The following is a 26,729-nucleotide window of genomic DNA, read 5'->3' on the forward strand; positions in this document are numbered from 1 at the left end:
GCCGGCGCGGCCTTGCCCGCGCCGGATGCGGCGCCTAAGTGTGGGGCATGTCGCCCGCCGCAGAGGAGGCCGTGATGCCGCAGATGAACGCCACGGTTGACCCGGAAGAGGTCTCCCGCTTCGATGCGCTCGGGGCCCAGTGGTGGGACCTGAAGGGCAAGATGGCGCCGCTGCACGCCATGAACCCCGCGCGCCTCGCCTTCCTGCGCGACACGCTGGTGCGCCATTTCTCCCGTGACGCCCGCTCGCTTCGCCCGCTGAAGGGCCTCACCCTCCTCGATATCGGCTGCGGCGGTGGGCTCCTGAGCGAGCCGCTCTCCCGCATGGGCGCGGACGTGACCGGCATCGATCCCGCGCCGGGCAATGTGGACATCGCCCGCGCCCATGCCGCCCAGTCGGGTCTCATGGTGACCTACGAGGCGGAGACGGCCGAGGTGCTGGCCGAGCGGGGCGTGCGCTTCGACGTGGTGGTGGCGCTGGAGGTGGTGGAGCATGTGGCCGATGTCGGCCTGTTCGTGCGCACCGCCGGGCGTCTGGTGGCGGAGGGCGGCGTGCTGGTGCTCTCCACGCTCAACCGCACGCCCAAGAGCTTCGCCCTCGCCATCGTCGGTGCCGAATATGTCCTGCGCTGGCTGCCGCCCGGGACCCATCGCTGGGAGAAGTTCGTGACGCCGGAGGAACTGGAGGCGACGCTCGCCGCAGCCGGCTTCGCCGCGCGGGAGAAGGTAGGCCTCGCCTACGAGCCCTTCTCCGGCGACTTCCGCCTGACGGAGGACCTGTCGGTCAACTATTTCATGGTGGCCGAGCGCGAGGCCTGAGCCTCAGTTCCGATCTTCCGGCAACACGGGCAGAGGGAATATCTCCACCTCGTCCTCGTGCAGCGCCTTGACCTCGTCCACCGTCGCCTCGCCGCGGATAGGGCGGTGCTCGATCTCGCCATCATGCATCTTGCGAGCGAGGTCGGCGAAGCTGTCGCCCACATAGTCGGAGTTGGCGACGATGTGGTCGCGCAACTGGCGCATGAGTGTGCGCAGTTCGCCGTCGGGCCGGGCCATCATCGGCACTGGCGTGCCCTCCACGGCGGGCCCTCCGACCGGCGCGCCTGCCAATGCGCTCCCGGACTCCGCCGCAGGCTCCTGCGCCGGCCCACCCTTGTCCGTGCGCGCGACGGAGGGCGCCATCACGGCCTTGTCCACCTGCGCCGAATTGCAGGTGGGACAGGTGACGAGGCCGCGGCCCCGCTGGGTGTCGTAGCTGGCGGATGACGGAAACCAGCTTTCGAACTCGTGGCCGTCGTCGCACTTGAGGGTGTAGCGGATCATGAGGAGGCACGCACCACGTGGAGGTGGCCGATCTGTCCCGGCTCCGCGATCTCGAACCGGCGGCCGTTGGCGAGGGACGGCACGCGCGCCCGGGCGGCGGCGACTTCCGCCATGTCGATCTCGGCCAGGATGACCCCCGGATCGGTGCCGCCTTCGGCGATGACACGGCCCCAGGGGTCCACGACCAGCGAATGGCCGTAGGTGTCGCGACCATTCTCGTGCCGTCCGCCCTGGGCGGCGGCGAGGACATAGGCGCCGTTCTCGATGGCGCGGGCGCGCAGCAGCACGTGCCAGTGGGCCTCGCCCGTGGGCCGGGTGAAGGCCGAGGGCACGGTGAGCACCTTGGCGCCGCCTTCCGCGAGCGCCCGGTAGAGCGAGGGAAAGCGCAAATCGTAGCAGATGGTCATGCCGAGGCGGATGCCGTCCACGTCGGTCAGGATGGCGCGCTCGCCGGGCCGGTAGGCGTTCGACTCGCGGTAGCTTTCGCCATTGCCGAGGTCCACGTCGAACATATGGATCTTGTCGTAGCGGGCGCTGATCTCGCCGTCCGGGTCGATGACGAAGCCGCGGTTGACGGCCTTCGCGTCGGAGACCTTGAGGGCGAGCGAACCAATATGCAGGGTGATGCCCAGTTCGCGCGTCAGTTGCCGCAGGGAGGCGAGGGTCGCGTCGGCGCCTTCGTCTTGCAGCTTCTCGAAGAGGACCTTGCGGTCCAGCTCCATGATGTTGGTGACTTCGGGCGTCTGGACGTATTGCGCACCGTCGCGCGCCGCCTCGCGGATAAGGGCGGCGGCGGCATCGAGGTTCGCCGCCGGCTCGCGGCCGCTGCGCAGCTGGACCAGGCCAACGCGGAGCGTCGAGCCCATGCGCGGTTCAGACGCGGAATTGGCCGGAGTCGGTTCCGAGGGGGTCATGGGGCTTGCTCTTTCGCTGCCGCCGGAGCCAGGATCGCCGTATCGCGCCCGGCACGGCGCGACATCAGACAGATAGGCTCTTCCCAGCGAGAATGCACGGGTCGGCCGTCGGCCTGCCCCGCGCAATGTTTCCCGGGACCGCCATCAAGCCGCCAGTGCGTCCAGCCGGCCGGCCTCCTCAAGGGCATAGAGATCGTCGCAGCCGCCCACATGGGTCTCGCCGATGAAAATCTGCGGCACGGACGTGCGGCCATTGGCGCGCCGGATCATCTCCTGCTGGCCTTCGGCGTCGGTGGTGACGTCGAGTTCGGTGAAGGTCAAGCCTTTGCGCCGCAGCAATTCCTTGGCGGAGTGGCAATAAGGGCACCAGCTCTTGGTATAGATCTCGATGGGTTTCATCATGTCACGACAGGTAGGACGGCCAGGGGGCGTGCCGTCACGAAAGCGTCGTATCATAAGGGGTCAGCCGAATTCGACAACCCGCGCGAACGTCAGCGCGTCAACGCCTGCCGCGCCCGCCCGCCGCAGTGCGAGGGCGCACACATCAAGCGTCGCGCCGGTCGTGTAGACATCGTCCACCAGAAGCACGCGCCGGCCCTCGATCCTGTGGGTGGCGCTCTGCTGCACCGCGAAGGCGCCGGCGACATTGGCACGACGCGCGGCGCGGCCCAGCGCCGTCTGTGAGGGCGTTCGGCGTCGGCGCACCAGCGCGGTCGAATCCACCTTGAGGCCGGTTGCCGCCCCGATGTGCCGAGCGAGCAGCGCCGCTTGGTTGAACTTGCGCCGCCACAGCCTGAGCGGATGGAGCGGCACCGGCACGATGATCTCCGCCGTGGCGGTGAGGTCCGTGCCGGCCTGCAGCATCATCCGGGCCATGGGCGCGGCGAGGTCGAGACGGTCGGCATATTTCAGCTTGTGGACGAGGCCGCGGGCCACGTCGTCGAAGGTCACCGCCGCGCGTGCGCGATCATAGGCCGGCGGATCGGCGAGGGCCTCGGCGGAAACCCACCCATCGCCGAACACGCGGTCGGGATCGTGGCTGAACGGCGCGCCCGTCCGCTCGCAATAGGGCCGGCTGATGAAGGAGAGCCTGCCCCAGCACGGGCCGCACAATCCCCCCGCCGCGCCGGTGATGTCGCCGCAGGCGATGCAGGTGGGCGGAAGGGCGAGGCCGAGCAGAGCGGAACCGAGGCCGCGTGCGGCGGCGCCCGCCCGGCCGATCCGCTCCGAAATGCCCGCCGCTGAAAGCCCCATGACCGCCCCCGGATCGATCTTCCGTCCGCGGGCGGTGCCTGTAAAGCCGGGCTATTTCAGCGCGGCGTGAAGGTCCGCAGCAGCAGGGCGTTGGCGATGACGCTGACCGAGGAGAGCGCCATGGCCGCCGCCGCCACCATGGGCGACAGGAGCAGGCCGAGGCTGGGATAGAGCACGCCGGCCGCGATCGGCACGCCGGCCGCATTGTAGAGGAAGGCGAACAGCAGGTTGCGCCGGATGTTCGCCATGGTGGCTCGGGACAGGGCGCGGGCATGGGCGATGCCGGCGAGGTCACCCTTGAGCAGGGTGATGCCCGCGCTTTCCATGGCGATGTCCGTGCCCGTGCCCATGGCGATGCCCACATCCGCAACGGCAAGGGCGGGGGCGTCGTTCACGCCATCGCCGGCCATGGCAACCACATGGCCTTCCTTGCGCAGCCGTTCCACCACCTCGGCCTTGCGGGCGGGCAGAACCTCCGCCTCCACCTCGGTGATGCCGAGGCGCTTGGCCACGGCCAGAGCCGTGGTGCGGTTGTCTCCGGTGAGCATGACCACACGCACGCCATCCTGCTGGAGGCGCTTCAGCGCGGCCTCGGTCGTATCCTTCACGGGATCGGCGATGGCGACGAGGCCGGCGGCCTTGCCGTCGATGGCGACGAACACCGCCGTCGCGCCTTCGCGGCGGAAACTCTCGGCAACTGCCGTCTGGTGATCGGTGTGAACTCCGATCTCACTCATGAACGCGGCATGGCCCACGGCAACGACATGCCCTTCCACCTGCCCGACGATGCCCTTGCCGGCTGGGCTCTCGACCCCGGTCGGCTCGGATGTGACGAGCTCGCGCGCTGAAGCCTCATGCACGATGGCGGCGCCGAGCGGGTGCTCGCTCGACCGCTCCAGCGCGGCGGCAAGGCGCAGCACCTCGCTTTCGTCGCGACCGTTGAAGGCGCGCACGGCGATCACCTTGGGCTTGCCCACGGTGAGGGTGCCGGTCTTGTCCACCACCACCACGTCCACCTTTTCCATGCGCTCCAGCGCTTCGGCGTTGCGCACCAGCACGCCGAGCTGGGCGCCGCGGCCGACGCCCACCATCACCGACATGGGGGTGGCGAGGCCGAGAGCGCAGGGGCAGGCGATGATAAGCACGCTCACGGCCGCCATCAGCGCGAAGGTGAGCCGGGGCTCGGGGCCGACCGCCATCCACACCGCGAAGGCGACGACGGCGGCGGCGAACACCAGCGGTACGAACCAGCCAGAAACCTGATCCGCCAGCCGCTGGATCGGCGCGCGCGAGCGCTGCGCCTGCGCCACCATCTGCACGATCTGGGAGAGGAGGGTGTCGCTGCCCACCTTCTCCGCCTTCATGGTGAAGACGCCGGAGGCGTTGACCGTGCCGCCGATCACCTTCTCGCCGGGTTCGCGGGAGACGGGCAGCGACTCGCCCGTGACGAGGCTTTCATCCACCACGGCGCGGCCGTCTGCCACCGTGCCGTCCACCGGCACCTTCTCGCCGGGGCGCACGCGCAGGCGGTCGCCGGGGGCGACGAGGCCGAGGTCGATGGTCTCGTCCGAGCCATCGGCCCGGATACGCAGCGCGGTCTTGGGGGCGAGGGAGAGCAAGGCCTTGATCGCGCTCGATGTCTGGTCGCGGGCCCGCAGCTCCAGCACCTGCCCGAGCGCGACCAGCACCGTGATGACCGCCGCCGCCTCGAAATAGACCGGCACGCCGCCGCCATGGGCGTGGAAATCGTGCGGGAACAGGTCGGGCGCGAAAGTTCCCACCAGCGAATAGAGATAGGCCACCCCCGTGCCCATGGCGATGAGGGTGAACATGTTGAGATGCCGCGTCTTCAGCGACAGCCAGCCGCGCTGGAGGAAAGGCCAGCCCACCCAAAGCACCACGGGCGTCGCGAGGGCGAACTGCACATAGTTCGACATCTGCTGCGGCAGCGGCGACCAGCCGAAGAGGTGGCTACCCATCTCCAGCACGAAGACGGGAAGTGTCAGGGCGAGGCCGATCCAGAAGCGGCGGGTCATGTCCACCAGCTCGTGGTTCGGCCCGTCGTCGAGGGTGACCACCTCCGGCTCCAGCGCCATGCCGCAGATGGGGCAGGTGCCCGGCCCGATCTGCCGGATCTCCGGGTCCATGGGGCAGGTGTAGATGGTGCCGGCCGCCACCTCGACGGGCGGCGGCGGGGCGCTTCCGCCCACGTAGCGCACCGGATCGGCCTTGAACTTGGTTTCGCAGGAGGAGGAGCAGAAGAAATAGGGCTTCTTCTCGTGCCGGGCAGAATATTTCGCCGAGCCGGGGGACACCATCATCCCGCACACGGGGTCCTTCACGGGCGCCAGATAAGTCTCGGGCGCGGCCTCGAATTTGGTCTTGCAGCCGTTGCAGCAGAAGAAATAGGTCCGCCCCTCATGCTCCGTCGTGGGCTTGCCGGCGGCCGGGTCGGTCTTAACGTCCATGCCGCAGACGGGATCCTTCACCGTCTCGGGCAGCACCGGCCTGGCGGCGGCCGACAGGTCGAGCGGGGGCGGGGCCTTGCCGCCGCAGCAATCGCCGCCGCGGGAGGAATGGTCGTGCGATGAATGATCCTGTGCCATGGCGGCTCCGCAAATCCGGCTGCCAGCGTTAGGCCGCATCAGGGCAGGTGGCCTTGCGCTGGCTCATGTTCAAGGCAGCAATAAACCCCCTGGGGGTATCTCTCTTGTCCAATATACCCATGGGGGGTATAAGGCAAGCCATGCGCAGCCCGACCAAAGAGCAAGTCCAGAAGCGCCTGAGCCGCATCGAGGGCCAGGTGCGCGGCCTCTCCCGCATGGTGGAGGAGGACCGCTACTGCATCGACATCATCACCCAGCTCTCCGCCGTCCGCGCCGCCTTGCGGCGGGTGGAGGAGGAGGTGCTGAAGGATCATGTGGGCCATTGCGTCGAGCACGCCATCCGTTCCGGGGACGCGGAGGACCAGCGCCGCAAGGTGGCCGAGCTGATGGAGGTGATCGTCCGCAGCGAGCGGTGAGGGCCGGACTCAGGCCCGCTCGATGAAGGTCAGCTCGCTCTCGTCGTAGGCGCGCCGCTCGATCTCGCGGAAGCCGTCGGGCGTGACGAACAGGCCGGTACGTTCCTCGACGATCAGCAGGGCATCCGCCGTCAGCCAGCCGCCCTCGACCGCCGCCACGATTGCCTGCTCGGCGAGGCCCTTGCCATAGGGCGGATCGCAGAAGGCGAGCCCATAAGGCTCTCCTGGTCCCATTTCGCCGAGGCGGGTCGCGTCGCGGCGGAAGACCTTTGTGACGCCGGTGAGGCCGAGCGCCTCCACATTGTCGCGGATGAGGCCCCGCGCCTCCGCCGCCTCCTCCACGAACAGCGCGAAGCGCGCCCCCCGCGACAGGGCCTCGATGCCCAGCGCGCCGGTGCCGGCGAACAGGTCGAGCACGCGCGCGCCCTCGGACGGGTCGCCATAGGCATGGGCGAGCACGTTGAACAGGCTCTCGCGCAGCCGGTCGGAGGTCGGCCGCGTGAGGTTGGAAGACGGGCCTTTCAGAGCCCGTCCCTTGAGGCGGCCGCCCACGATGCGCATGGGTCAGAAGCCTGTGTCAGCGTTTGCCGCGCGGACCGCCCGGCTTGCCAGCACCGGAGCGTCCCGCGCCGGGCTTGCCACCCGGCTTGCCGCCCGAAGGCCGACCACCGGGCTTTCCGCCTCCCTTGCTCGGGCCCTTCGCGCCGAAGCCGCCGGGTTTTCCGCCCGGCCGTCCCGCCGGCTTGCCACCGCCCGGACGATCGTCGAACGAACGGGTGCGGCCAGCCGGCTTGTCGCCATAGCTGCGCTCACGCGGCGGCCGGTCGCCGAAGTCGCCTCGTCCTTCCGGTCGGGGCCGGGCACGGGTGGGGCGATCGCCTTCCGCCCGATCGCCGCCGAAGCTGCGTGGGCGTGCAGGCTTATCGCCATAGTCGCCGCCACGTCCTTCCGGCCGGGGCCGGGCACGGGCGGGGCGATCGCCCTCGGGCCTGTCACCACCGAAGCTGCGGCTGCGGGCGGGCTTGTCACCGAAGTCGCCACCACGACCCTCGGGGCGCGGACGGCGGGTCGGACGGTCGCCCTCGGGGCGGTCGCCGCCGAAGCTGCGGCTTCGGGTCGGCCGGTCACCGAAATCGCCGTTGCGCCCTTCCGGACGCGAGCGGAACGGGCGGTCGCCTTGCGGGCGCTCGCCCTCGCGGCGGGGGCCGGAGCGCTTGACGCCGCCGTCGTCCTCATAGCGGCGGGGCCGCTCGTCGCCGCCGCCGGAGCGGGTGGGGCGGCGGCGGAAATCTTCCTTCTCCTCACGCGGCCCGCGCCCGCGCGGCGCGTCGTCGCGGAAGGCGGGACGGCCGGCGTGGCGCGGACGATCCCCCGCGCCCTCCTCGCGGCTCTTGCGGAAGGGACGGCCCTCGCCTTCCCCGGATGCGGACCGGCCGGCCGGCCGGGCACCGCGCGGTGCCTCGTCCTTCGGCGCCCGCACCCGCTCGACCTTGACCGCGCGGCCCTTGCGGTCGGCGACGGTGCCCACGCGCTCGGTGCCATGCTCCTCGCTGGCGCGACGGCGCACACGCGGCGCGGCAGGGCGGATGACATCCTCCACCGGCGCGTCGAAGTCTTCACGCTCCCGAGTGGTGCGACGCGACGTTGCTTTCAGCCCGCCGGCCTTGTCGGCCACAGCCTGCTTGCGTCCGGCGGGGCGGTAGGCCGGCCGGACCGGCACTTCCTCGATCTCGCGCTCCACCAGCGGGCCAGCGAAGTCCGCTCCCGCGGCGGCGGCGAGGTCGGCGCCGATCTGGTCGCGCAGCACGCGGGTGCGGACCTCCTCGACGCTGCCTTCGGGAATTTCGCCCAGCTGGAACGGCCCATAGGACACGCGGATCAGCCGGTTCACGGCCAGGCCGAGCGCGCCCAGCACGTTACGGATCTCGCGATTCTTGCCTTCGCGCAGGGAGACGGTGATCCAGGCATTGGCGCCCTGCACGCGGTCGAGTTCCGCCTCGATGGGGCCGTACTCCACGCCGTCCACGGTGATGCCCTTCAGCAGCGTGTCGAGCTTCGCCTGATCGATCTCGCCGTTGGCCCGAACGCGGTAGCGGCGCAGCCAGCCGGTCTCGGGCAGCTCCAGCACACGGGCGAGGCCACCGTCATTGGTGAGCAGCAGCAGGCCTTCGGAATTGAGGTCCAGCCGGCCCACGCTGACGAGGCGCGGCAGGCCCTTCGGCAGGATCTCGAACAGCGTCGTGCGGCCTTCCGGGTCGCGGTTGGTGGTCACGACGCCCTTGGGCTTGTGGTACAGGAAGAGGCGGGTGCGCTCGCGTTCGGGTAGCGGCTCCCCATCGATGGTGATGGCGTCGGCCGGCGTGACGGTGACGGCGGGGCTGGTGAGCACCTCGCCGTTCACGGCCACACGGCCGGCCTCGATCCATTCCTCGATCTCGCGGCGCGAGCCGAGGCCGGCGCGGGCGACGACCTTGGCGACGCGCTCCGCCTCCTTCTGGGGGGCGGCGGGAAGTTCTCGCTTCTGGCGCGGAACGCGGTTCTTGTCCTTGCGGGGCGGTGATGTGCGCGGCATGAGGGGGAGTTAGCACAGCGCAGGCTGCGCGGCGAGCGCGGCGATGCGCCGGGCGGGATCGGGGGCGGCAGGCACCATGTCGGGAACGTTCATGCAGATGGCGCTCAACGAAGCGCGCGCGGCGGCCGAGCGGGGCGAGGTTCCGGTGGGCGCGGTGCTGGTGCGCGGATCGGAAGTCGTCGCCCGCGATGGCAACCGCACCCGCGAGCTGAACGACCCCACCGCCCATGCGGAGATGCTGGTGATCCGCGCGGCGGGCGCGCAGTTCAAATCCGAGCGGCTGATGAACTGCGATCTCTATGTGACGCTGGAGCCCTGCGCCATGTGCGCGGCGGCGCTCTCCTTCGCCCGCATCCGCCGGCTCTACTTCGGCGCGCCGGATCCCAAGGGCGGTGCCGTGGAGCACGGCCCGCGCTTCTTCTCCCAGCCGACCTGCCATCACACGCCGGAAGTCTATGGCGGCATTGCCGAGCGGCAGGCGGCGGAAGTGCTGCGCGCCTTCTTCCAGGAACGCCGATAGGCCGTTACGACCGGCCCTGCGCCAGGAAAGGGATTGCCGCATCGAGCGTCGCCTTCGGGGCCTCCTCCGCAATGAAATGGCCCGCCTCGATGGCCTGCCCCTCCACCTGCGGTGCAAAAGCTTTCCAGGCCTCCAGCGGGCTCGCGCCCCGGCTCGGAATGCCGGCGGCGCCCCACAATGCGAGGGTGGGGCAGGAGAGGGTGCGACCGGCCGCGAGGTCGGCCTCGTCATGGGCAAGGTCGATGGTGGCGCCGGCCCGGTAGTCCTCGCACATGGCGTGCAGCCGGTCGGGCGAGGAGATGGCCGCACGATAGGCCGCCATGGCGCGCGGATCGAAGGCTGAGATGTCCTTGTGCGCTGTCCAGCTCGCCATGGTCCAGTCAAGGAACCAGGCAGGGTTGGCCCCCACCAGCTTCTCCGGAAGCGGCTTCGGCTGGGCGAGCATGGACCAGTGATAGACCTGCAGCGCCCGTGCCCGGTCCATGCGGTGCCACATGACGTAGGTCGGCACGATGTCGAGCAGCACCAGCCGGTCGAGGCGGCCCGGATGATCCAGCCCCAGGCGGTAAGCGGCCCGCGCGCCCCGGTCATGGCCCATGACCGAGAAATGGGCGAAGCCGAGGTTTTCCATCACCTCCACCATGGCGGCGGCCATGGCGCGCTTGGAATAGGGGAAATGGTCGGCCCCGCCTTCGGGCGCCGCGCTCCAGCCGTAGCCGGGCAGGTCGGGGATGACGAGCGTGTGCTGTTCGGCGAGCTTCGGCGCCATGCGGTGCCACATCACGTGGCTCTGGGGGAAGCCGTGCAGCAGCAGCAGGGGCGCGCCCGTTCCCCCCTGTCGCAGGAAGATGCGGCCAGCCTTCGTGTCCACGTAGTGCGAGGCAAATCCGGGAAAAAGATCAGACAGTTCGGACATGAAACCTCCTCTCGCCGCCGGCTGAGCGGCGGCCGGAATTGCGGACGGCTATGGAAGGCGTGGCCGCAGCAGCGGGTTCCGCGCTCAGTCGAAGACTTCGTCGGCCGCAGTTATGAGGCCGAGGCTCGGAGACTTGGCGCAGAAGCCGGCGAGCTTTTCGGCATTCTTCACGAACTTGTCCGTGTCGATCACCGGCGGGGCGTCGTCGTCCTTGTAGTAGGCATCCAGCCACGTCAGGATAATGGTGATCGTATCCTTGTCCGCCTGCAGGAACTGCTGGCAGGTCATGGTGGAGAGATCCCACTTCTCGGCCGTCGCGGGGCCAAGACCCGCCATGAGAATGATGGCCCCGACCGCCAGACGTTTCAGCATTGCGCCCTCCCAGGATGCGGCGGCCGTTCGGCCTGCGGTGCCATGATGCGCCCGAGAGCTTGGCGGCACCAGACGGGGCGGGGCATGTCCTGAAAGCAAGATCGCGCGAGCACGCCACATTCACCGCGCGTCGAGCACGGCGGCGCAGGCGTCCGGCAGATCGGCGAGGGTGAGAGGCGGCTTGGGCTTGGAGGGTTCCTTCTCGGGCTTGGGGTGCAGCACGGCGTCAGAGAACCACCAGTCCAGCTCCGATCCGCAACCCTCGCCGGTCGGCGGCGCTTCCTGCGGCCGGCAGTCGGGGCTGGAGGCGGGGCAGGTGAGGCGGATGTGCATGTGGTAGTCATGCCCCCAATAGGGCCGCACCTTGGCGAGGAAAGAGCGGTCGCCCGTCGCCTCCCGGCACAGGGCTTTCTTGATGGCGGCATTGACGAAAATGCGCTCCACCCGCGGCTCGACGGCGGCGGCGCGGATGACCTTCCAGGTGTCCGGGCGCCAGTTGGCGGGGTCGATGTCCTTGCGGTCGGCGCGGACCATCATGGAGGCGGAGAGCTTCTCGCGTTCCTCGCGGCTCAGTTCCCGGCCGGGGCTGGGGGTGAGCCAGATGTCGGCGTCGAGGCCGATCTGGTGGGAGGCATGGCCGGTGAGCATGGGGCCGCCGCGCGGCTGGGCCATGTCGCCGACGAGAATGCCTTGCCAGCCAGACACTTGCGGCACCTTCGCCGAGAAGCGCTCCAGGAAGGCAACGAGGTCCGGATGGCCCCAGTTGCGGTTGCGGGAGAGGCGCATGACCTGCCAGTTCGGACCGTTGACCGGCAAGGCCTCGCCGCCGGCAAGGCAGCCTTTGGAATAGAAGCCGATGCTACGCGCAGCCATGGGAGCCGGCTGGGTGGCGCGGCCGAACAGTTCCTTCGCCGGCACCGGCGGCTTGCTCTGGGCATGAGCGGCGGTGCCCAGAAGGACGAGAGCGAGGGCGGCGGCGAGCCGGCGCATCAGCTCGTAACCTTCTGCTTCATCACAACAAATCCGCCGTCGCTCCGGGTGCCGGGATGGGCGGGGAGGTCGGTGAGGAAGAGCGTCGCGCCCGGCGTCACCAGCGCCGCCACCTGCTTGTTGATGGAGGGATCGACGCTGATCCGGGCCAGCGCATCCTGCGCCTGACCGGCCGCGACGCCGCTGCCCTCATAGGAAACGGCGCTCCAGCGGGGGGCGCTGCCGTCCTTGCTCATGAGCACATAAACGAGATTTCCCAATGGGTTCTGCGGATCGCGGATGGTCACCGGACCCTGCACGGCGGTCTGGGCGCCCTTCAGGACGGTGATGGACGAATCGGCCCGGCTCACCACCATGGAGACCGGCTCCGGGGCGGCGGTGGCATCCTGCGGGGCGCCTTCGCCAGTGGCGGAGGTGGCGAGCTGCTGCTCCAGACCCTCGCTCATGATAAGTCCCGGATTTAAAACATCTTCTGGCGCCGAATGGCTGTCTGCAATGATCACCGGGGTGCCCAGATGGGTGATGCCGAAGACGAGCTTCGAGAATTCGAGAGGCAAATGGATGCACCCGTGGGACGAGGGGTATCCCGGTAACCCACCCGCATGCAGAGCCACGCCCGACCACGTCAGGCGCTCCGTGTAAGGCATTGAAGCGTCGTTATAAAGCGAGGAATGGTGGTCCACGTCCTTGCCCAGGATCGTGAATACCCCGGTAGGGGTTTCGTGCCCGTCCTTGCCGGTGGAGACCCTGGAGGCCCCTATCCGGACACCGTTGCGGTACACGAAGCACAATTGGTCCGTCAGATTCACCACGATGGCCACGAAGCCGTCCGGTGCGCGCTCGGGATACCAGACGTAAGTGCCTGGTTTCAGGGCCTTAATCTCGGCGAGGTCGGGATCGTCGGCGGCGATGGCGGGCAGCAGGGCGTCGGCCACCACGGCACCGGCGAGGGTTGCGGCGAGTTTCAGGGTTCCGCGGCGGGAGAGGCTGAACGGGTCGGCCATCGGCGATTCACCCCAGGTTTCCGAATCGGGTTTCACCACGTTTTCGCCCGGGGTTCAGTGCGTGTCCAATGGTGTCAGCTCTCGAATCGGCGCCTCACCCCAGCATCGGCACGGTGCGGATCACCCAGATACCTTCCGGTGTGATCCGGCAGGCGAGGCCGATGGCCTCCACTCCGGCTGCTCGCGCCCGGTCGAAGGCGCGCCCATATCCGGGGTCGAGATCGCGGGCGAGGGCGATCGAATCCGCCGAGCCGATCTGGCTGATGTAGACCATCACCGCCCGCCGTCCGGCCGCCACCTCGCCGGCCAGCTCCTCCAGATGCTTCGCGCCGCGGGCGGTCACGCAGTCGGGGAACTCGGCCTTGCCGGGGGCGCGCATGAGGTGGACGTTCTTCACCTCCACGAAGCAGTCGGGGCGGGAGTCGTCCTCCAGCTTGATGTCCACCCGGCTCGCCTTGCCGTACTTCACCTCGCGGCGCATGCGGGCATAGCCGGAGAGGGGCGGCACCTGGCCGGCGGCGATGGCTTCTGCGACCAGCAGATTGGGGTGCATGGTGTTCACCCCCACCCATTCCGGGCCGGCGCCGAAATCGGCCTCCACCAGCTCCCAGCTCAGGGCCAGCTTGCGGGCCGGGTTGAGCGAGCGGGAGAGGAGCACGCGGCTGCCGGGGGCATCGAGCCCCAGCATGGCGCCGGAGTTCGCCACATGAGCCGTGGTGATTTGCGCCGTGGTCTCGGTGCCGTCGTCCAGCACCACGTCGGCGAGGAAACGCTTGTAGCGCCGCACCAGCCGGCCCGGCAGCAAAGGGGCGGCGAACAGCATCAGGCGCGCGCGTCGGGGCGGCCGGCGAGGCACATCAGGGTCTGGGTGGCGGTGGCGCAATGGGTGCGGGTGCTGCCGGCCTCGGCATAGACCTCGATCTTCGCGACGGTGAGGGTGCGCCCCGCCCGCGTCACCTCGCCCACAGCGACGAGGCGCTCGCCTTTGCCGGGGGCCATGATGTTGATCTTGTACTCCACCGTCAGCACGGTGGAATCCGGCGGAAACAGGCTGAAGGCGGCATAGCCCCCGGCCGTGTCGGCGATGGCGCCGATGGAGCCGCCATGGAAATAGCCGTGCTGCTGGGTCACCTTCTCCGCATGGGGCAGCACGATCTCCACCCGCCCCGGCGCCACCGCGCCCAGCTCGGCGCCGATGAGGGTCATGAAGGGCTGGCGGGCAAAGCTGTCGCGCACCTTGGTCTCATAGGCGGGATCACGGGGGGGGAAGGGCTCGGTCACGGTCGCCGTCATGCTGGGGGAAGGGGAGGGGCGACCATAGCCGGGTGATCGCGGTGCTGGAAGCGGGAGGGTAGGGAGCGCTCACGCCGTTCAGGCGCCGTCGTCCTCCGGTTCAACCGGCGGACCCATGGCGCCGCTTGTCCCGGCCTTCGTCGCTGGTGCTGAGGACGGGATGGGCCCTCCGGTCAGGCCGGAGGGCGACGGCGGTTGTGGTTGGAGGTTGGAGATTGGAGGTTGCCGGAAGAGGCGGGCATTCCCCGCGTTGACAGCGGCGGGGCCGGCGCCTCTTCTGCGCGAGGGGCTGCGGGGCGCAGCGGGGGGCCGCACATGAGCTACGTCTATCTTCTCATCGCCATCGTCGCGGAGGTCATCGCCACCTCGGCCCTCAAGTCGGCGGAAGGCTTCACCAAGCTCGGCCCCTCGGTCATCGTGGTGATCGGCTATGCGATCGCCTTCTTCTGCCTGTCGCTTACCCTGCGCACGTTGCCGGTGGGCATCGCCTATGCCATCTGGTCCGGCGTCGGCATCGTGCTCGTCACGGGTTTCGCCTGGATCTATTACGGCCAGAAGCTGGACCTCGCGGCGCTGATCGGCCTCGGGCTCATCATCGCCGGCGTGGTGGTCATCAACCTGCTGTCGAAGAGCGTCGCCCACTGAGGCGAAGCGCCGGCAAGACGCCTACAGCTCCTCGGCGCCTTCCCTGGCGCGGGAGAGGAGCGTCTTCGCCGCGATGATCGCATCCTTTTCCGCGTCATGCACCACGGCGCCGAACGCGCCGGCGAGGGCGGCGAGCACCGCCATGGCGCTCACCTCCTCGCGGATGTCGCCGCTCCACTTGATGTCGGCGGCCACGTCCCGCGCGCCCAGCATGGGGGCGAGGGCGGGATATTTGCCGCCATCCTCCCCCAAGTCGCGAAACCGCAGGGTGAAGCCTGCATCCTCGCCGTGGAGGGTGCAGGGCAAATAGCCGGAGGTTTCCAGCGGCACATAGCCGTCATCCAGCACCAGCTTGAGCTTGAAGGCATCGAGCGCCGCTTGAAGCGCGGCACGGTCGGGCACATCGGCCCGGTTGAGATAGGCGGTACGGGCGCGCGCCATGGCGGGCAGCTCCAATGACATGACTGAAAAGGGTGCCGGTCGGGCCGGCGGCGGATGAAACGGGGGGAGTTTAATGGAGACGCGCGGCTGACGGTATCCCGCCGCATCAGCCTGTTGCGCCGTCGCTGGACCGGGGAACGAGGCGCCGGGCGCCACGCAAAGGCAGCGCGATGTGAGGGGCGGCAAGGCCGGTGGGGCCTCCCATACCGCCGTCATGGCCGGGCTTGTGCCGGGCATGACGACCGGACAAAGCGGAATGCGAGCCGGAGCCCGCACCCGGAAACGAAAACGGCGCCCCGGCGGTGAGGCCGGGACGCCGTGTTCAGGGCTCGAAACCGGCGCCGGGGCGCCAGCGCAGGCCTCAAACCGATATCAGGCTTCCTCGCCTTCCTCGGCGGCGAGTTCGGCGGCCACGGCGGCGCGCTCGATGGCGAGCTCGGCCTCGATCTCGGCGTCCTCGTCACGGGCGGTGCGCACGTCCTCGCCGCGGGACTGGCGCTCGGCCTCTTCCGCGTTGCGGGCGACGTTGACCTGCACGGTCACCTCGACCTCGGGGTGCAGGCTCACCGGCACCACGTGCAGGCCGAGGGTCTTGATGGGGTGGTTGAGCACGATCTGGCCGCGATCGAGGTGGAAGCCAGAGGCGGTGAAGCCGTCGGCGATGTCGCGGGTGGAGACCGAGCCGTAGAGCTGGCCGCTCTCGCCCGCCTGGCGGATCATGATGACAGCCTGGCCCTTGAGCTTCTCGGCAACCGCCTCGGCGTCCTTGCGGCGCTCCAGGTTGCGGGCCTCGAGCTCGATCTTCATGGTCTCGAACCGCTCCTTGTTCGCCTTGGTGGCGCGCAGGGCCTTGCCGTTGGGCAGCAGGAAGTTGCGGGCGAAGCCGTCCTTCACCTTCACCACTTCGCCCATCTGGCCAAGCTTGGCGACGCGCTCGAGAAGAATGACGTCCATTTTGGTTCTCCTGTCTCTGATCGTTGGATTTGGTTGAATTTCAGCGGTCGTTCGCGGCGGGCGGGCTTTGCCCGGAGCCCATGCGCGAGCGGAAGTCGAACATGGCGTCGACGAAGCCGAGCACCGCCATGGCGATGACCGGCCAGCCGAGCATGGCCGTGGTGAGCCACAGCCCGGCGAGGATGAGGAAACGGGCCGAATGGCCGATGGTCACGGCATGCACCACGGCGAAGCCCGCGAGCGCGTAGGCGCACACCAGCGTCGCGGCCGCGGCGGAGGCCGACAGCCCGACCATCGCTCCCGCCATGGACAGGGCGATCGCCACCGCCAGCACCAGCGAGGTCGCGGGCGGCAGGCGGACGGCCGACAGGTTCGGCCACGGACGCCTGAGGCGGCCGGAGATCCGCGCGGCGCGGGCCGCGAGATAAAGGCAGACGAGCTGCGAGACCATGGACATCACCGCCGCCATGCCCGGCAGCAGGCGTGCGACGAGGGCGCCGACGGCGGAAGGATCGGCCGGCTCAGCGCCGGGCAGCACCTGGCCCGAGAGCAGCGCCTCGAACGCGGCGATCACCGCGCGGCGGTAGGTCTCGTAATCCCCCGCCACGGCGAACAAGGCGATGATGACCGCGAGCGTCGAAAGCCCGGCGGAGAGCAGCACCAGCCCACCCACCGGGAACCACACCAGCCCGTCGCGGCCGGCCGGATCGGGCCGCGCCAGCATCGCCGCATAGGCCAGGGCGAACGCCGGCCCGCCGAGGCTGACCACATAGGTGAGGAGGAAGGTGCCGCCGAAGCCGAGGCCGAGCCCCGCGCCGCCCACCATCACGGCGACGAAAGCCGCCAGGGGCGAGAAGGCGATGCCGGCGATCATCACCGGCAGGGGCGAGAGATAGAACAGGGGCACGGCCAGCGCCGATCCCGCCGCGGCTCCGGCGGCAAGAAGGGCGGATGCGAGGCCGGCAGCCACGCCTGTGAGAAGAAGGTACACCATCTCGACAAGCTGTCCCGCGGGTGCGGTTAGAGGCGGGATTTCCGCCCCAGCAGACGATCCGGGGGTCATTCCCCGAAGCGCGTCTTAAAATAGGTTCGCCCTCCCGGAGGAGGGCGAACCGGATCAGCGGATCACGCGATCAGCGGATCACGAAGGGCAGCAGGCCCAGGAACCGCGCGCGCTTGATGGCGGCGGACAGCTCGCGCTGCTTCTTGGCGGAGACCGCCGTGATGCGCGAGGGCACGATCTTGCCGCGCTCGGAGATGTAGCGCTGCAGGAGACGCACATCCTTGTAGTCGATCTTCGGCGCGTTCGGGCCGGAGAAGGGGCAGGTCTTGCGACGGCGGAAGAAAGGACGGCGCTGGCCGCCGCCGGCGCCACCGGACGATGCGAAAGCCATCAGTTCTCCTCCTCGGCCTGCACTTCTTCAGTCGGACGCGGACGGCGGGGGCGATCCTCGCGGCCGCCGAAGCGGTCACCACGATCACCGCGGTCGCCACGCTCTCCGCGCTCGCCACGATCGTCCCGGTCACGCTTCTGGAGCATGGCGGAGGGGGTCTCCTCGTGCTCCTCGACGCGCAGGGTGAGGACGCGCAGGACGTCCTCGTCGATGCGCTGCTGGCGCTCCAGCTCCTGCACCGCCGCCGCGGGGGCGTCGATGTTGAGCAGGGTGAAGTGGGCCTTGCGGTTCTTGTTGATGCGATAGGTGAGGGACTTCACGCCCCAATACTCGGTCTTTCCGACCGAGCCGCCATTCGCCTCGATAACACCCTTGAACCGGGTGGTGAGTTCCTCGACCTGCTGCGCCGTGACATCCTGGCGCGCGAGGAACACGTGCTCGTAGAGCGGCATGTGTTCACTGCCTTTCGGTTTCACTTTTCCGCCCACCGGCGCCAAGCCCTTCTTGCCTTTCGGAAAGGCGCGAAGCTCGGAAGGCGGGGACACGGGACGACGGGCTCTCACCCTGCCTTCCTGAACCTTGGCCACCCCGGAGGATGGGCCGCGACAAAAGAAGACCGTCCGTTCAGCCCCCGGCCGGGTGCGACGGAAGCGGGGCGTATAACAGGTTTCCCCGGAAAGGCAAGGCGGGAGGGGGCGGGCGTGATCATCACATAGGATAGAATATGCCCTTGATGCAGGCCGGATTGCGAACGGCGATCTGCACGTGGCTCTTGCTGTAGAACCCGCTTCCCCTGAACGCCCTGCCGCCTTCGACGAACATCCCCCGGACCGTATCAAAGGGCACGATCTCGGGATTGTTCCTCGAAGCCTCCTCGATAATCTCGTGGAGATGCCGCAAGACGGCACAATCCAGGAAGCGAAGCACCCGGTCCTTGTCGCCGGAGCCTCGGGGACTGCGGTTCTGAGGGATCGGCAATCCGGCGGTTTTCTGCACTTCGACGAAGGAATCGTGGGCTGCCCGAACGAGTTCGATGTCTTCCCGCGAGACGAGATCAAGACAGTTCCGAAGGTCGATCACCGCGCCCACCACTGCTGCCGTCTTATATTGGCCTGCCGAGACCTTCCAGTTCGCCCACTCCATCGCGCGGAGAGGGTCAGATTCCCAGAAATAGGCGCCCGGTCCGAGCCAGTCATAGTCTCTGTCGCTCTGGAGCAGTCGCACATTGCCCAGCACGGCGTCACGAGCAACGGACGCCTCGCAGCCGTGGTAGCCAAGCACAAAGGAGGTCGCGAGGCGGCTCAAGCAGCTTCAGCGTCCTTCTTGGGCTCGGATCCGCCGAACGCCGCGCGGAGCTTGCCCTTCTTCGTGTAAATTCCCTCTTCGACGAGGGAATCGCGGGCCGCCTTTTTGGAGACAGTCACGCGCTTTGTCTTGGCTTGGATCGCCTTGAGAATTTTTTCGTTGCGCTCGCTGTTCGCCATCGTCGACTCCCGATCAAGAAGGGATGCCCGCACCTAACGCCGACGCAGCCGCATGTGACGGGTAATTTTTGCTCACCGCCATGAAGGGTGCAACGAGCAAATTGGCTTCTATGACTAATTGCGGCGGCCGCGTCGGGTTCCTCCCGCCCCAGTCCCTCAATACAGCCCGACGCTGGCCGGCGGGCGCGGCGCTGTCGACGCCGGCCTGGCACTGACAGGCTTGGGAGCGGTGGAGGCCGGCTTCGCGGCGGTGGAGCCGGCGGTGCTGGCGCTGGCCGTCGCAGCCGTGCCCTGGGGCTTCGGCTTCTTCTTCGGCGCCGGGTTGAGGGCGGCGACCTTGGGCTCGGGCACGCCCTTGTTCATGGCGATGAGCTGGGCGACGGTGACGAACTTGTAGCCCTTGGCCAGAAGGTCATCGAGCGTCTTCGGCATGGCGTCCACCGTGGTCGGGTGGATGTCGTGCACGAGGATGATCGCCCCCGCGTGGACATTGTTCACGATGCGGTCGTGGATAAGCTGCGGGTTGCGGTCCTTCCAGTCCAGCGGGTCCACGGACCAGTAGATGAAGGTGGAGCCGAATTTCTCGCGCAGGTGCGCGCGCAGCGCCGGGGTCATGGCGCCGTAGGGCGGGCGCACGTTGCGGATCTTGAGGCCGGTGATCTGCTCGATGGCGGCGTTGGTGTCGCCGATCTGCTTGTCGGCGGCAGCCTGCGGGATCTTGGGCAACTGGGGATGATCCCAGGAGTGGTTCGCCACCTCGTGCCCCTGCGCGACCATCTGCTTGATGATGTTGGGCGAGGCGACGGCGCGGCTGCCGAGCACGAAGAAGGTGGCCTTGATGCCGCGCTGCTCCAGCATCTTCAAGAGGCGCGGGGTGGTCTCGGGGTTCGGGCCGTCGTCGAAGGTGATGGCGATGTAGGGGCCATCCACCACCGCCGAGGAATAGGCGACGAGATTGTGCGGGTCGGTCCCGCCGGAGGCCGCCGCCGGGGCGGCCATGCCGGTGCTCGCCGGCAGGTTGGCCGGGGCCGGCTCCATCATGGAGGAGGGCACGGGGCCGGTCATCAGCGCGGGCTTCGCCGGGGTGAAGGTGGAGGTGGGCGGCGCGGAAGGCGCAGTGCCGGACGGCGTCAGCGTCTGCGCGCAGGCGGGGACGATGACGGTGGCGGAGAGGAGCGCGGCGGCAAGAAGCGCCGGAAATCCCCGGATGGCCTTCACTTCAGGCTTCACGGCGGAACCACTTTCTGATGCGGACGTACCTGTCGGCGCCCAATGTCCATCGCTCGTTATGGATAAATTGTGAAGCGGGCGTGGCCAACCCCCAGTTTCCTCATCGTAAGGACGGGTTGACAATCGCGCCATCGGCGTGCCGCCGGTTACCTTGCCTTGACTCCCCCACAATCCCGGTGTCTCTCCGCTCCCCAATTTCCAGCCGGAGGGCCGCCCATGACCGAAGGGTCGCGCACAACACCCCAGACCGCCTTCATTTTTCCCGGTCAGGGCAGCCAGGCCGTGGGCATGGGCAAGGCCCTCGCCGACAATTTCCCCGCCGCCAGGGCCGTGTTCGAGGAAGTGGATGCCGCCCTCGGCGAAAGCCTCACCAGCATCATGTGGGAGGGTCCGGCCGATGTGCTGACCCTCACCGCCAACGCCCAGCCGGCGCTGATGGCGGTATCCATTGCCGCCCTTCGCGTGCTCGAATCGGAAGCGGGGCTCGATCTCGCCCGCGAGGCGGCCTTCGTCGCCGGCCATTCGCTGGGCGAATATTCGGCGCTGGCGGCTTCCGGCGCGCTCACCCTCACCGAGGCGGCGCGGCTTCTGCGCATCCGCGGCCGCGCCATGCAGGATGCGGTGCCGGTGGGCGAAGGCGCCATGGCCGCTCTGCTTGGCCTCGACTACGACCAGGCCGTCGCGGTGGCGGCGGAAGCCGCTGGCGACGACGTGTGCGAGGCGGCCAACGACAACGCGCCCGGACAGGTGGTGGTCTCCGGCACCAAGGCCGCCGTGGAGCGCGCCATTCTCATCGCCAAGGAGCGCGGCGCGCTGAAGGCGGTGCTGCTGCCGGTGTCCGCCCCCTTCCATTGCCGCCTCATGGGCCCTGCCGCCGAGGCCATGGAAGTGGCCCTCTCCGGCTCCACCGTGATGACGCCGCGCGTGCCGCTGGTGGCCAATGTGCGCGCCTCCCCGGTGACCGACCCGGCCGAGATCGTCCGCCTGCTCGTGGAGCAGGTGACGGGCACCGTGCGCTGGCGCGAGAGCGTGATCTACATGGCCGGCGCGGGCGTCACCCGCGTGGTCGAGGTGGGCGCCGGCAAGGTGCTCTGCGGCCTCGTGAAGCGCATCGACAAGCAGATCGCGGCGAGCGCCGTGGGCACGCCCGACGATGTGGCGGCCTTCATCGCCGCCCGCAACGCGGCCGCTTCCGCCGCCTGACATTTTTTCACCGCACGGGCGCCCTCCCCGGAAAAATCCGGGCGAGGGCGCCCTTGTGTCGGGACACCATCCGACCAAGCCGATACAACCGGCGGCGCAAAAGCCGCGACACCCGAAAGAAACTGGGGGCTGACATGTTCGATTTGACCGGCAAGACCGCGCTCGTGACCGGCGCCACCGGCGGCATCGGCGGCGCCATCGCCAAGGCGCTGCATGCCCAGGGCGCCACCGTCGCCGTCTCCGGCACCCGCCGCGAGGCGCTCGATGCCATCGCCGCCGAGATGGGCGGCGAGCGCGTCATCGTGCTGCCCTGCAACCTCGGCAACACCGAAGAGGTGGAGAAGCTCATCCCCGCCGCCGAGGAGGCGCTGGGCGGGCATGTGGACATCCTCGTCAACAATGCCGGCATCACCCGCGACAACATCTTCATGCGCCTGTCGGATGAGGCGTGGGACCAGGTGATCGCGGTGAACCTCACCGCCGCCTTCCGCCTGTCGCGCGCGGCCGTGCGCACCATGATGCGCCGCCGCTCCGGCCGCATCATCTCCATCACCTCCATCGTCGGCGTCACCGGCAATGCGGGCCAGGGCAATTATGCCGCCGCCAAGGCCGGCATGATCGGCATGTCCAAGTCGCTGGCGCAGGAAGTCGCCTCGCGCGGGGTGACGGTGAACTGCATCGCCCCCGGCTTCATCGCCACGCCGATGACCGACGCGCTCAACGAGAAGCAGCGCGAGGGCATCCTCAAGGCCGTGCCCGCCAACAAGCTCGGCACGCCGGAGGATATCGCCGCCGCCTGCGTCTACCTCGCCTCCAACGAGGCCGCCTACGTCACCGGCCAGACGCTGCACGTCAACGGCGGCATGGCGATGATTTGATCTGGCGATGATCTGACGCCTTCCGATACCGCTTTTCGGCGTCCGCCCGGGACCTTCAACCGGGCGGACGTTGTAAGCGGGATCGGAACTGATCTATCTTCAAGAAGCGTGCGGGGGACGGGAGGCACGCATGAGGATAGAGCGGGTGCGCGCGGGCTCGCAGCCGGCTGAGCTGTCGTTGCGCCGGAGGCCGAAAGGCCGGGTCGGGCGCGTCTGGGACCGCATTCTCGATTTCGCGCTCGTCCTCTGGGTCTTGCGCGTTCCGCTCTTCAGCGTCCTCCTTGGCCTCGCGCTGATGGCGGGCGTGACGCAGGCGCAGGACGTGACCCTCGATGTCGCCATGGCCGGCGCCCCGGTGGGTGCGGCGGCCGGCCTCTCCCGCGCAATCCTCTCCCTCGTCGGCGCCGTCTTCCTCTTGTGGGCCATGCCGGTGCACTACGCCGCGCGGCTGCTGGTGGAGACGGACAACGGCCTCGCTGCCAAGGTCGCCCGGCGCGATTCCGCCGCGGGCCGCCGTGGCATTGCGGGGCACGACGGGCTGATGGCCGCCATGGTGCGCGAGGTGCCCCGTCTCATCGGCGTGCTGCCCTTCCTGATCTTCGCGATCGGCGCCTATGCCGCCATCGCCAACCTGCCGACACTCGCCGACCGCCCGGCCATCGAGGCCGCCCACCACCAGCTTACGGTGCTGATGTGGGCCATGCTGGCGGCGGCACCGCTCTTCTATCTCTATTGCGTGCTGCGCGGGCGGCTGACGCGGGTGGGTGCCCTCGCGGCGTTCGACCGCGTGCTGGGGCGCTGGCTGAAGCCGGTGTTCGCGCTGCTGGGCATCGCCCCCCGGCGGGACGATGCCGAGGGTCAGCTCCACGCCACGGGCCGGCTCGTCCTCCTTGTCTACGCGCTGCTGGTGGTGGCGGTGCTGGTGGCCAGCCCGCACTGGCTCGCGGCGCGGCTGCCGCTCGCTTTTGCCGTGCCGCTGATCTTCGGCGGCTGGGTGCCGATCCTCGCCTACCTCTCCTCCGTGGGGCGGCGCTTCCATGTGCCGATCCTGACCGGCCTGTTCGTCGCCGGGGCCGTCGGCGTCTATGTGTTCGGCGACAACCACGCGGTGCGCACCGTGGTGGCCGACGAGCCGGCGCATCGGCGCACCGGCCTCGTGCAGGCGGTCCACCTGTGGATGCAGGCCAACGGCTGCGCCGAGATGCCCGCCTCCTGCCCGCGCCCCGTGATCGTCGCCGCCGCCGGCGGGGCGAGCCGGGCCGGCTTCTTCACCGCCAGCGTGATCGGCCATTTCCTGGACTACGACCGCCAGAAGCAGGCCTTCGCCTTCACCCGCGCGGACGGCTCCAAGGTGAGCCGCGCGGCCCGGGACGACGGGCGTTTCACCCCGGCCATCCAGAGCGCGCTCGACGGGCAGCAGCTCCAGAGCAAGGACATCGCCACCCGCCTGTTCGCCATCTCCGGCGTCTCGGGCGGCGCCTATGGCGCGGCGGTGGTGGCCGCCGCCCTGTCCGGACGCATTGGCAACGCGCCGCCGTGCCCCGCCGAGGCGCCGGCCCACTGGTTCGGCGGCGCCATCAACGGCTGGCGCGACTGCCTGGAGAGCATGACGGCGGACGACTTCCTCACCTCCACCTTCTTCGGCCTCGCCTTCCACGATCAGGTGCAGCTCTTCCTGCGCGACCGTGCCGCGCTGCTGGAGGAGGCCTGGGAGGCGAGCTTCGCCCGCCATGCGGGCGCGACCGGCGCGCCGGCCGGCCCCGGCGCCGCGCGCCGCCTCTCCGAGCCGTTCCTCGGCGCCCCGCGCGATCCCGCGCACTGGGTGCCCTATCTGGTGCTCAACGGCACGTCGGTGGAGACCGGCCAGCGGATCATCACCACCGATCTCCTGCCGACCTACGCGGCGTCGAGCCGCTGCCCGAGCGGCGGCCCCAATGCCGAGTGCCCCATCTTCACCCACGCCATCGACTTCCACAGCCTCGTGCGCTCGGACCTCGACGTGCGCCTCTCCACGGCGGCCACCAACTCCGCCCGCTTCCCGGTGATCTCGCCGCCGGGCGCCATCTACCAAGTGGACACGGACGTGGTGGACCGCATCGTGGACGGCGGCTATTTCGAGAATTTCGGGGCCGAGAGCGCCCTCGAACTCGCGCAGGCCATCGTGGATGTGGAGCCGGCGCTCGCGCCCTTCATCCTCGTCATCTCCAATGATCCCCAGAGCGTGCTCACCGAGGAGCGCACCGCGCGCGGCGTGGTGGTTCCGGATGCCGAGGAGAGCAGCCTGCTGCCCGAGGTCGCCGGCCCGCTCGGCGCCATCGGCGCGGTGCGCGGCGGACGCGGCCGGCTTGCCGTCGCCCACGCCTCGGCCTGGCTCGACGCCCGCTTCGGCGGGCGCTGCCCGGTGAACCTCGTGCAGATCAAGGTCTGGCCCGAGGACAGCGCCGGCCGCTGCCCCGTGGGCACCGCAACGCCGGAGAAGATCCGCCAGGTCTCCATGAGCTGGTGGCTGTCCAAGCCGGTGCAGATGAACCTGCACGAGCAGCTGGAGCCCACCCCCGACCGCTGCAACAACCGCGCGGCGGTGAGCGCGGTGTGGTCGGCCCTGGCCACGCGCTCCGACGTCTGCACCGGCCCGACGCCCTGAGCTGCCGAGCACCTGAGTCAAATCGTCGCGTGCCGTATTGCGGTGCGGCACGGTTGGTGTTTTCATTTCGAGGTTGCGGCGCTTCAGGCCGGGAACTTCGGGTCGCAGGAGGCGGGCCGGATCGTCTTTGGCCGGGAAGCGGGAAAGGACCGAGCGGGCGAGCGCGGAGGCGGCCGATGGACCGGTTGCTGGAAATACTGCTGCGGCGCGTCATCGTGAATGGCGCGCTGAAGGTCACGACGGCCACGGGCCGGAGCTTCACCGTGAACGCCCCGCCCCGCGACGGGCCGCCCCAAGAGGCCCCGCACCAAGAGCCCCTCCTTGCCGTGCGCTTCACCACCCCGCAGGCCGAGCGCGGCATTGTCCTCGACCCCGAGCTGAAGCTGGGCGAGGCCTATATGGACGGCGAGCTGGTGATGGAGGCGGGCGACATCGCCGATCTCCTCGCCCTGCTCATGTCGCAGCCGGCCTCCTTCAATCCGAGCGTGCCGGCCAAGGCGTTCCACATGCTGCGGCGGCTCGGGCGGCGCATCGCCCAGTTCAACCCGCCCGAGCGGTCGCGGGCCAACGTGGCCCACCATTACGACATCGACGGCCGGCTCTATTCCCTCTTCCTCGATCACGACCGGCAATACAGCTGCGCCTATTTCGAGCATGAGGGGCAGAGCCTCGACGACGCCCAGCTCGCCAAGAAGCGCCATGTGGCGGCAAAGCTGGTGCTGGACCGGCCGGGGCTCCGGGTGCTCGACATCGGCTCCGGCTGGGGCGGGCTTGCCCTCTATCTTGCGGACGTGGCGGGGGCGGAGGTTTCCGGCGTCACGCTCTCTCAGGAGCAACTGGCCCTCGCCACCGCCCGCGCCGGGGAGCGGGGGCTGGGGGAGCGCGTGTCCTTCGCCTTGCGGGACTACCGGGACGTGGAGGGGCCGTTCGACCGCATCGTCTCGGTGGGCATGTTCGAGCATGTGGGCGTGGACCATTTCGGCGCCTTCTTCCGCAAGGCGCGGAGCCTGCTGAAGGAGGACGGGGTGATGCTGCTGCACGCCATCGGCCGCTCCGATCCGCCGGGCGTCACCAATCCGTTCATCGCCAAATACATCTTCCCCGGCGGCTACATCCCGGCCTTGTCGGAAGTGACGCCGCACATCGAGAAGAGCGGCCTCTTCATCACCGACATCGAGCTTTTGCGCCTGCATTATGCGCAGACGTTGAAGGCGTGGCGCCAGCGCTTCCGCGCCCGCCGGGACGAGGCCGTGCGCCTCACCGACGAGCGGTTCTGCCGCATGTGGGACTTCTACCTCGCCGCCAGCGAGATGGGGTTTCGCCACCAGGGCCTGAACGTGTTCCAGATCCAGCTCGCCCGCCGGCAGGATGCGGTGCCGCTGACACGCGGCTACATCGCCGAGGCCGAAGCGCGGCTGCGGCAGGCGGAAGCCGCCCGCGCCGCGCCGCTGCGGCTGGCGGGGGAGTAGGGGCGGTTTCGGCACCGCGTGGAGGTGAGCGGCGCCGCGCCGAGCGGTCCGTCGCCCTCCGGCGTGACCGGAGGGCCCATGGTGCCGCCGGCGCAATCGGCGGGATGGGTGCTCCGGTCAAGCCGGAGCACGACGGCTGCGATCAGCCGGCGGCCCGCTCCCCGGACCAGCGACGGCGAAAGCCGGAGCGCCGAGCCGGGGTCCAGCG

At 69.3% G+C, this 26,729-nt stretch carries 29 protein-coding genes; 8 read left to right on the forward strand and 21 right to left on the reverse strand.

Annotation, left to right across the window (positions count from 1 at the left end; genetic code table 11):
* Positions 1-74: 74 nt before the first annotated feature.
* The gene (ubiG, locus tag V5F63_RS08875) at positions 75-818 is read left to right on the forward strand and encodes a bifunctional 2-polyprenyl-6-hydroxyphenol methylase/3-demethylubiquinol 3-O-methyltransferase UbiG (protein WP_394102205.1); all 744 of its coding nucleotides are present in this window, start codon (positions 75-77) and stop codon (positions 816-818) included.
* Positions 819-821: 3 nt separating this feature from the next.
* Here the strand turns inward: ubiG and V5F63_RS08880 are convergent, their stop codons facing one another.
* From V5F63_RS08880 to V5F63_RS08900, 5 genes are all read right to left on the reverse strand, one after another.
* Positions 822-1,322, reverse strand: coding sequence for a DUF1178 family protein (locus V5F63_RS08880; protein WP_209488695.1), 501 nt, complete (start codon positions 1,320-1,322; stop codon positions 822-824).
* Complete coding sequence (locus tag V5F63_RS08885; protein ID WP_394102313.1) at positions 1,319-2,188, reverse strand: carbon-nitrogen hydrolase family protein; 870 nt, start codon at positions 2,186-2,188, stop codon at positions 1,319-1,321. Before V5F63_RS08885 ends, V5F63_RS08880 begins: the two co-directional genes overlap by 4 nt.
* Positions 2,189-2,380: 192 nt before the next feature.
* Positions 2,381-2,635, reverse strand: a complete 255-nt coding sequence (grxC, locus tag V5F63_RS08890; protein ID WP_394102206.1) for a glutaredoxin 3 — start codon at positions 2,633-2,635, stop codon at positions 2,381-2,383.
* A 63-nt stretch (positions 2,636-2,698) separates the two neighbouring features.
* Positions 2,699-3,490 (reverse strand): ComF family protein, encoded by a 792-nt coding sequence (locus V5F63_RS08895; RefSeq protein WP_209488698.1) that lies wholly within the window; start codon positions 3,488-3,490, stop codon positions 2,699-2,701.
* Positions 3,491-3,546: 56 nt separating this feature from the next.
* Positions 3,547-6,096, reverse strand: a complete 2,550-nt coding sequence (locus tag V5F63_RS08900) for a heavy metal translocating P-type ATPase (protein ID WP_394102207.1) — start codon at positions 6,094-6,096, stop codon at positions 3,547-3,549.
* Positions 6,097-6,236: 140 nt separating this feature from the next.
* Here V5F63_RS08900 and V5F63_RS08905 point away from each other — a divergent pair, with 140 nt between their 5' ends.
* A complete protein-coding gene (locus V5F63_RS08905; RefSeq protein WP_024279715.1) occupies positions 6,237-6,512 on the forward strand; it encodes a metal-sensitive transcriptional regulator in 276 nt (91 codons plus the stop codon).
* Between the two features lie 9 nt (positions 6,513-6,521).
* On the opposite strand, the gene rsmD is transcribed toward V5F63_RS08905, so the two are convergent.
* Both rsmD and V5F63_RS08915 read right to left on the reverse strand, forming a co-directional pair.
* Positions 6,522-7,073 (reverse strand): 16S rRNA (guanine(966)-N(2))-methyltransferase RsmD, encoded by a 552-nt coding sequence (rsmD, locus tag V5F63_RS08910; protein WP_394102208.1) that lies wholly within the window; start codon positions 7,071-7,073, stop codon positions 6,522-6,524.
* A 16-nt stretch (positions 7,074-7,089) separates the two neighbouring features.
* Positions 7,090-9,084 (reverse strand): pseudouridine synthase, encoded by a 1,995-nt coding sequence (locus V5F63_RS08915; protein WP_394102209.1) that lies wholly within the window; start codon positions 9,082-9,084, stop codon positions 7,090-7,092.
* Positions 9,085-9,160: 76 nt separating this feature from the next.
* Here V5F63_RS08915 and V5F63_RS08920 point away from each other — a divergent pair, with 76 nt between their 5' ends.
* Positions 9,161-9,604, forward strand: coding sequence for a nucleoside deaminase (locus tag V5F63_RS08920; RefSeq protein WP_209488702.1), 444 nt, complete (start codon positions 9,161-9,163; stop codon positions 9,602-9,604).
* Between the two features lie 4 nt (positions 9,605-9,608).
* Here the strand turns inward: V5F63_RS08920 and V5F63_RS08925 are convergent, their stop codons facing one another.
* From V5F63_RS08925 to V5F63_RS08950, 6 genes are all read right to left on the reverse strand, one after another.
* Positions 9,609-10,520: an alpha/beta fold hydrolase gene (locus V5F63_RS08925; RefSeq protein WP_394102210.1), complete on the reverse strand. Its 912-nt coding sequence runs from the start codon at positions 10,518-10,520 to the stop codon at positions 9,609-9,611.
* A gap of 84 nt (positions 10,521-10,604) precedes the next feature.
* Entirely contained in the window at positions 10,605-10,892 is a 288-nt protein-coding gene (locus V5F63_RS08930) for an HdeA/HdeB family chaperone (protein WP_394102211.1), read from the reverse strand.
* Positions 10,893-11,012: 120 nt separating this feature from the next.
* Positions 11,013-11,882 (reverse strand): penicillin-insensitive murein endopeptidase, encoded by an 870-nt coding sequence (mepA, locus tag V5F63_RS08935; protein WP_209488705.1) that lies wholly within the window; start codon positions 11,880-11,882, stop codon positions 11,013-11,015.
* The gene (locus tag V5F63_RS08940; protein ID WP_394102212.1) at positions 11,882-12,886 is read right to left on the reverse strand and encodes a L,D-transpeptidase; all 1,005 of its coding nucleotides are present in this window, start codon (positions 12,884-12,886) and stop codon (positions 11,882-11,884) included. The genes mepA and V5F63_RS08940 overlap by 1 nt, the downstream gene beginning before the upstream one ends.
* 94 nt (positions 12,887-12,980) lie before the next feature.
* Positions 12,981-13,709: a DNA/RNA nuclease SfsA gene (gene sfsA / locus V5F63_RS08945; RefSeq protein WP_394102213.1), complete on the reverse strand. Its 729-nt coding sequence runs from the start codon at positions 13,707-13,709 to the stop codon at positions 12,981-12,983.
* On the reverse strand, positions 13,709-14,092 hold the full coding sequence (locus V5F63_RS08950) for a PaaI family thioesterase (RefSeq protein WP_245328043.1): 384 nt from the start codon (positions 14,090-14,092) through the stop codon (positions 13,709-13,711). The genes sfsA and V5F63_RS08950 overlap by 1 nt, the downstream gene beginning before the upstream one ends.
* Before the next feature lie 402 nt (positions 14,093-14,494).
* Here V5F63_RS08950 and V5F63_RS08955 point away from each other — a divergent pair, with 402 nt between their 5' ends.
* Entirely contained in the window at positions 14,495-14,824 is a 330-nt protein-coding gene (locus tag V5F63_RS08955; RefSeq protein ID WP_024279705.1) for a DMT family transporter, read from the forward strand.
* Positions 14,825-14,845: 21 nt separating this feature from the next.
* Here V5F63_RS08955 and V5F63_RS08960 read toward each other — a convergent pair whose 3' ends face one another.
* The 8 genes from V5F63_RS08960 to V5F63_RS08995 form a co-directional block, all read right to left on the reverse strand.
* Positions 14,846-15,265: a hypothetical protein gene (locus V5F63_RS08960; protein WP_394102215.1), complete on the reverse strand. Its 420-nt coding sequence runs from the start codon at positions 15,263-15,265 to the stop codon at positions 14,846-14,848.
* Positions 15,266-15,637: 372 nt separating this feature from the next.
* Positions 15,638-16,219, reverse strand: a complete 582-nt coding sequence (rplI, locus tag V5F63_RS08965; RefSeq protein ID WP_209488710.1) for a 50S ribosomal protein L9 — start codon at positions 16,217-16,219, stop codon at positions 15,638-15,640.
* 40 nt (positions 16,220-16,259) lie between these two features.
* Positions 16,260-17,213, reverse strand: coding sequence for a DUF2232 domain-containing protein (locus V5F63_RS08970; protein WP_394102216.1), 954 nt, complete (start codon positions 17,211-17,213; stop codon positions 16,260-16,262).
* 139 nt (positions 17,214-17,352) lie between these two features.
* Complete coding sequence (gene rpsR / locus V5F63_RS08975; protein ID WP_168456403.1) at positions 17,353-17,613, reverse strand: 30S ribosomal protein S18; 261 nt, start codon at positions 17,611-17,613, stop codon at positions 17,353-17,355.
* Complete coding sequence (rpsF, locus tag V5F63_RS08980; protein WP_209488712.1) at positions 17,613-18,065, reverse strand: 30S ribosomal protein S6; 453 nt, start codon at positions 18,063-18,065, stop codon at positions 17,613-17,615. The genes rpsR and rpsF overlap by 1 nt, the downstream gene beginning before the upstream one ends.
* Positions 18,066-18,321: 256 nt before the next feature.
* Positions 18,322-18,918 carry a hypothetical protein gene (locus V5F63_RS08985; protein ID WP_394102217.1) on the reverse strand — a complete coding sequence of 199 codons (597 nt, stop codon included), beginning with the start codon at positions 18,916-18,918 and terminating at the stop codon, positions 18,322-18,324.
* Positions 18,915-19,097, reverse strand: coding sequence for a hypothetical protein (locus tag V5F63_RS08990; protein ID WP_394102218.1), 183 nt, complete (start codon positions 19,095-19,097; stop codon positions 18,915-18,917). Before V5F63_RS08990 ends, V5F63_RS08985 begins: the two co-directional genes overlap by 4 nt.
* Positions 19,098-19,253: 156 nt before the next feature.
* Positions 19,254-20,327 carry a polysaccharide deacetylase family protein gene (locus V5F63_RS08995; RefSeq protein ID WP_394102219.1) on the reverse strand — a complete coding sequence of 358 codons (1,074 nt, stop codon included), beginning with the start codon at positions 20,325-20,327 and terminating at the stop codon, positions 19,254-19,256.
* A gap of 216 nt (positions 20,328-20,543) precedes the next feature.
* On the opposite strand from V5F63_RS08995, the gene fabD reads away from it, so the two are divergent.
* The 4 genes from fabD to V5F63_RS09015 all read left to right on the forward strand — a co-directional run bounded on the left by fabD (position 20,544) and on the right by V5F63_RS09015 (position 26,521).
* Positions 20,544-21,530 carry an ACP S-malonyltransferase gene (fabD, locus tag V5F63_RS09000; RefSeq protein WP_394102220.1) on the forward strand — a complete coding sequence of 329 codons (987 nt, stop codon included), beginning with the start codon at positions 20,544-20,546 and terminating at the stop codon, positions 21,528-21,530.
* 134 nt (positions 21,531-21,664) lie between these two features.
* On the forward strand, positions 21,665-22,408 hold the full coding sequence (gene fabG, locus V5F63_RS09005) for a 3-oxoacyl-[acyl-carrier-protein] reductase (protein ID WP_209488715.1): 744 nt from the start codon (positions 21,665-21,667) through the stop codon (positions 22,406-22,408).
* Between the two features lie 130 nt (positions 22,409-22,538).
* Positions 22,539-25,052, forward strand: coding sequence for a hypothetical protein (locus V5F63_RS09010; RefSeq protein WP_394102221.1), 2,514 nt, complete (start codon positions 22,539-22,541; stop codon positions 25,050-25,052).
* A gap of 176 nt (positions 25,053-25,228) precedes the next feature.
* Complete coding sequence (locus V5F63_RS09015; protein WP_394102222.1) at positions 25,229-26,521, forward strand: cyclopropane fatty acid synthase; 1,293 nt, start codon at positions 25,229-25,231, stop codon at positions 26,519-26,521.
* The last annotated feature ends 208 nt before the right edge of the window (positions 26,522-26,729 follow it).

It is taken from the genome of Xanthobacter wiegelii, from assembly GCF_043193855.2.
GTDB lineage: Bacteria > Pseudomonadota > Alphaproteobacteria > Rhizobiales > Xanthobacteraceae > Xanthobacter > Xanthobacter flavus_A.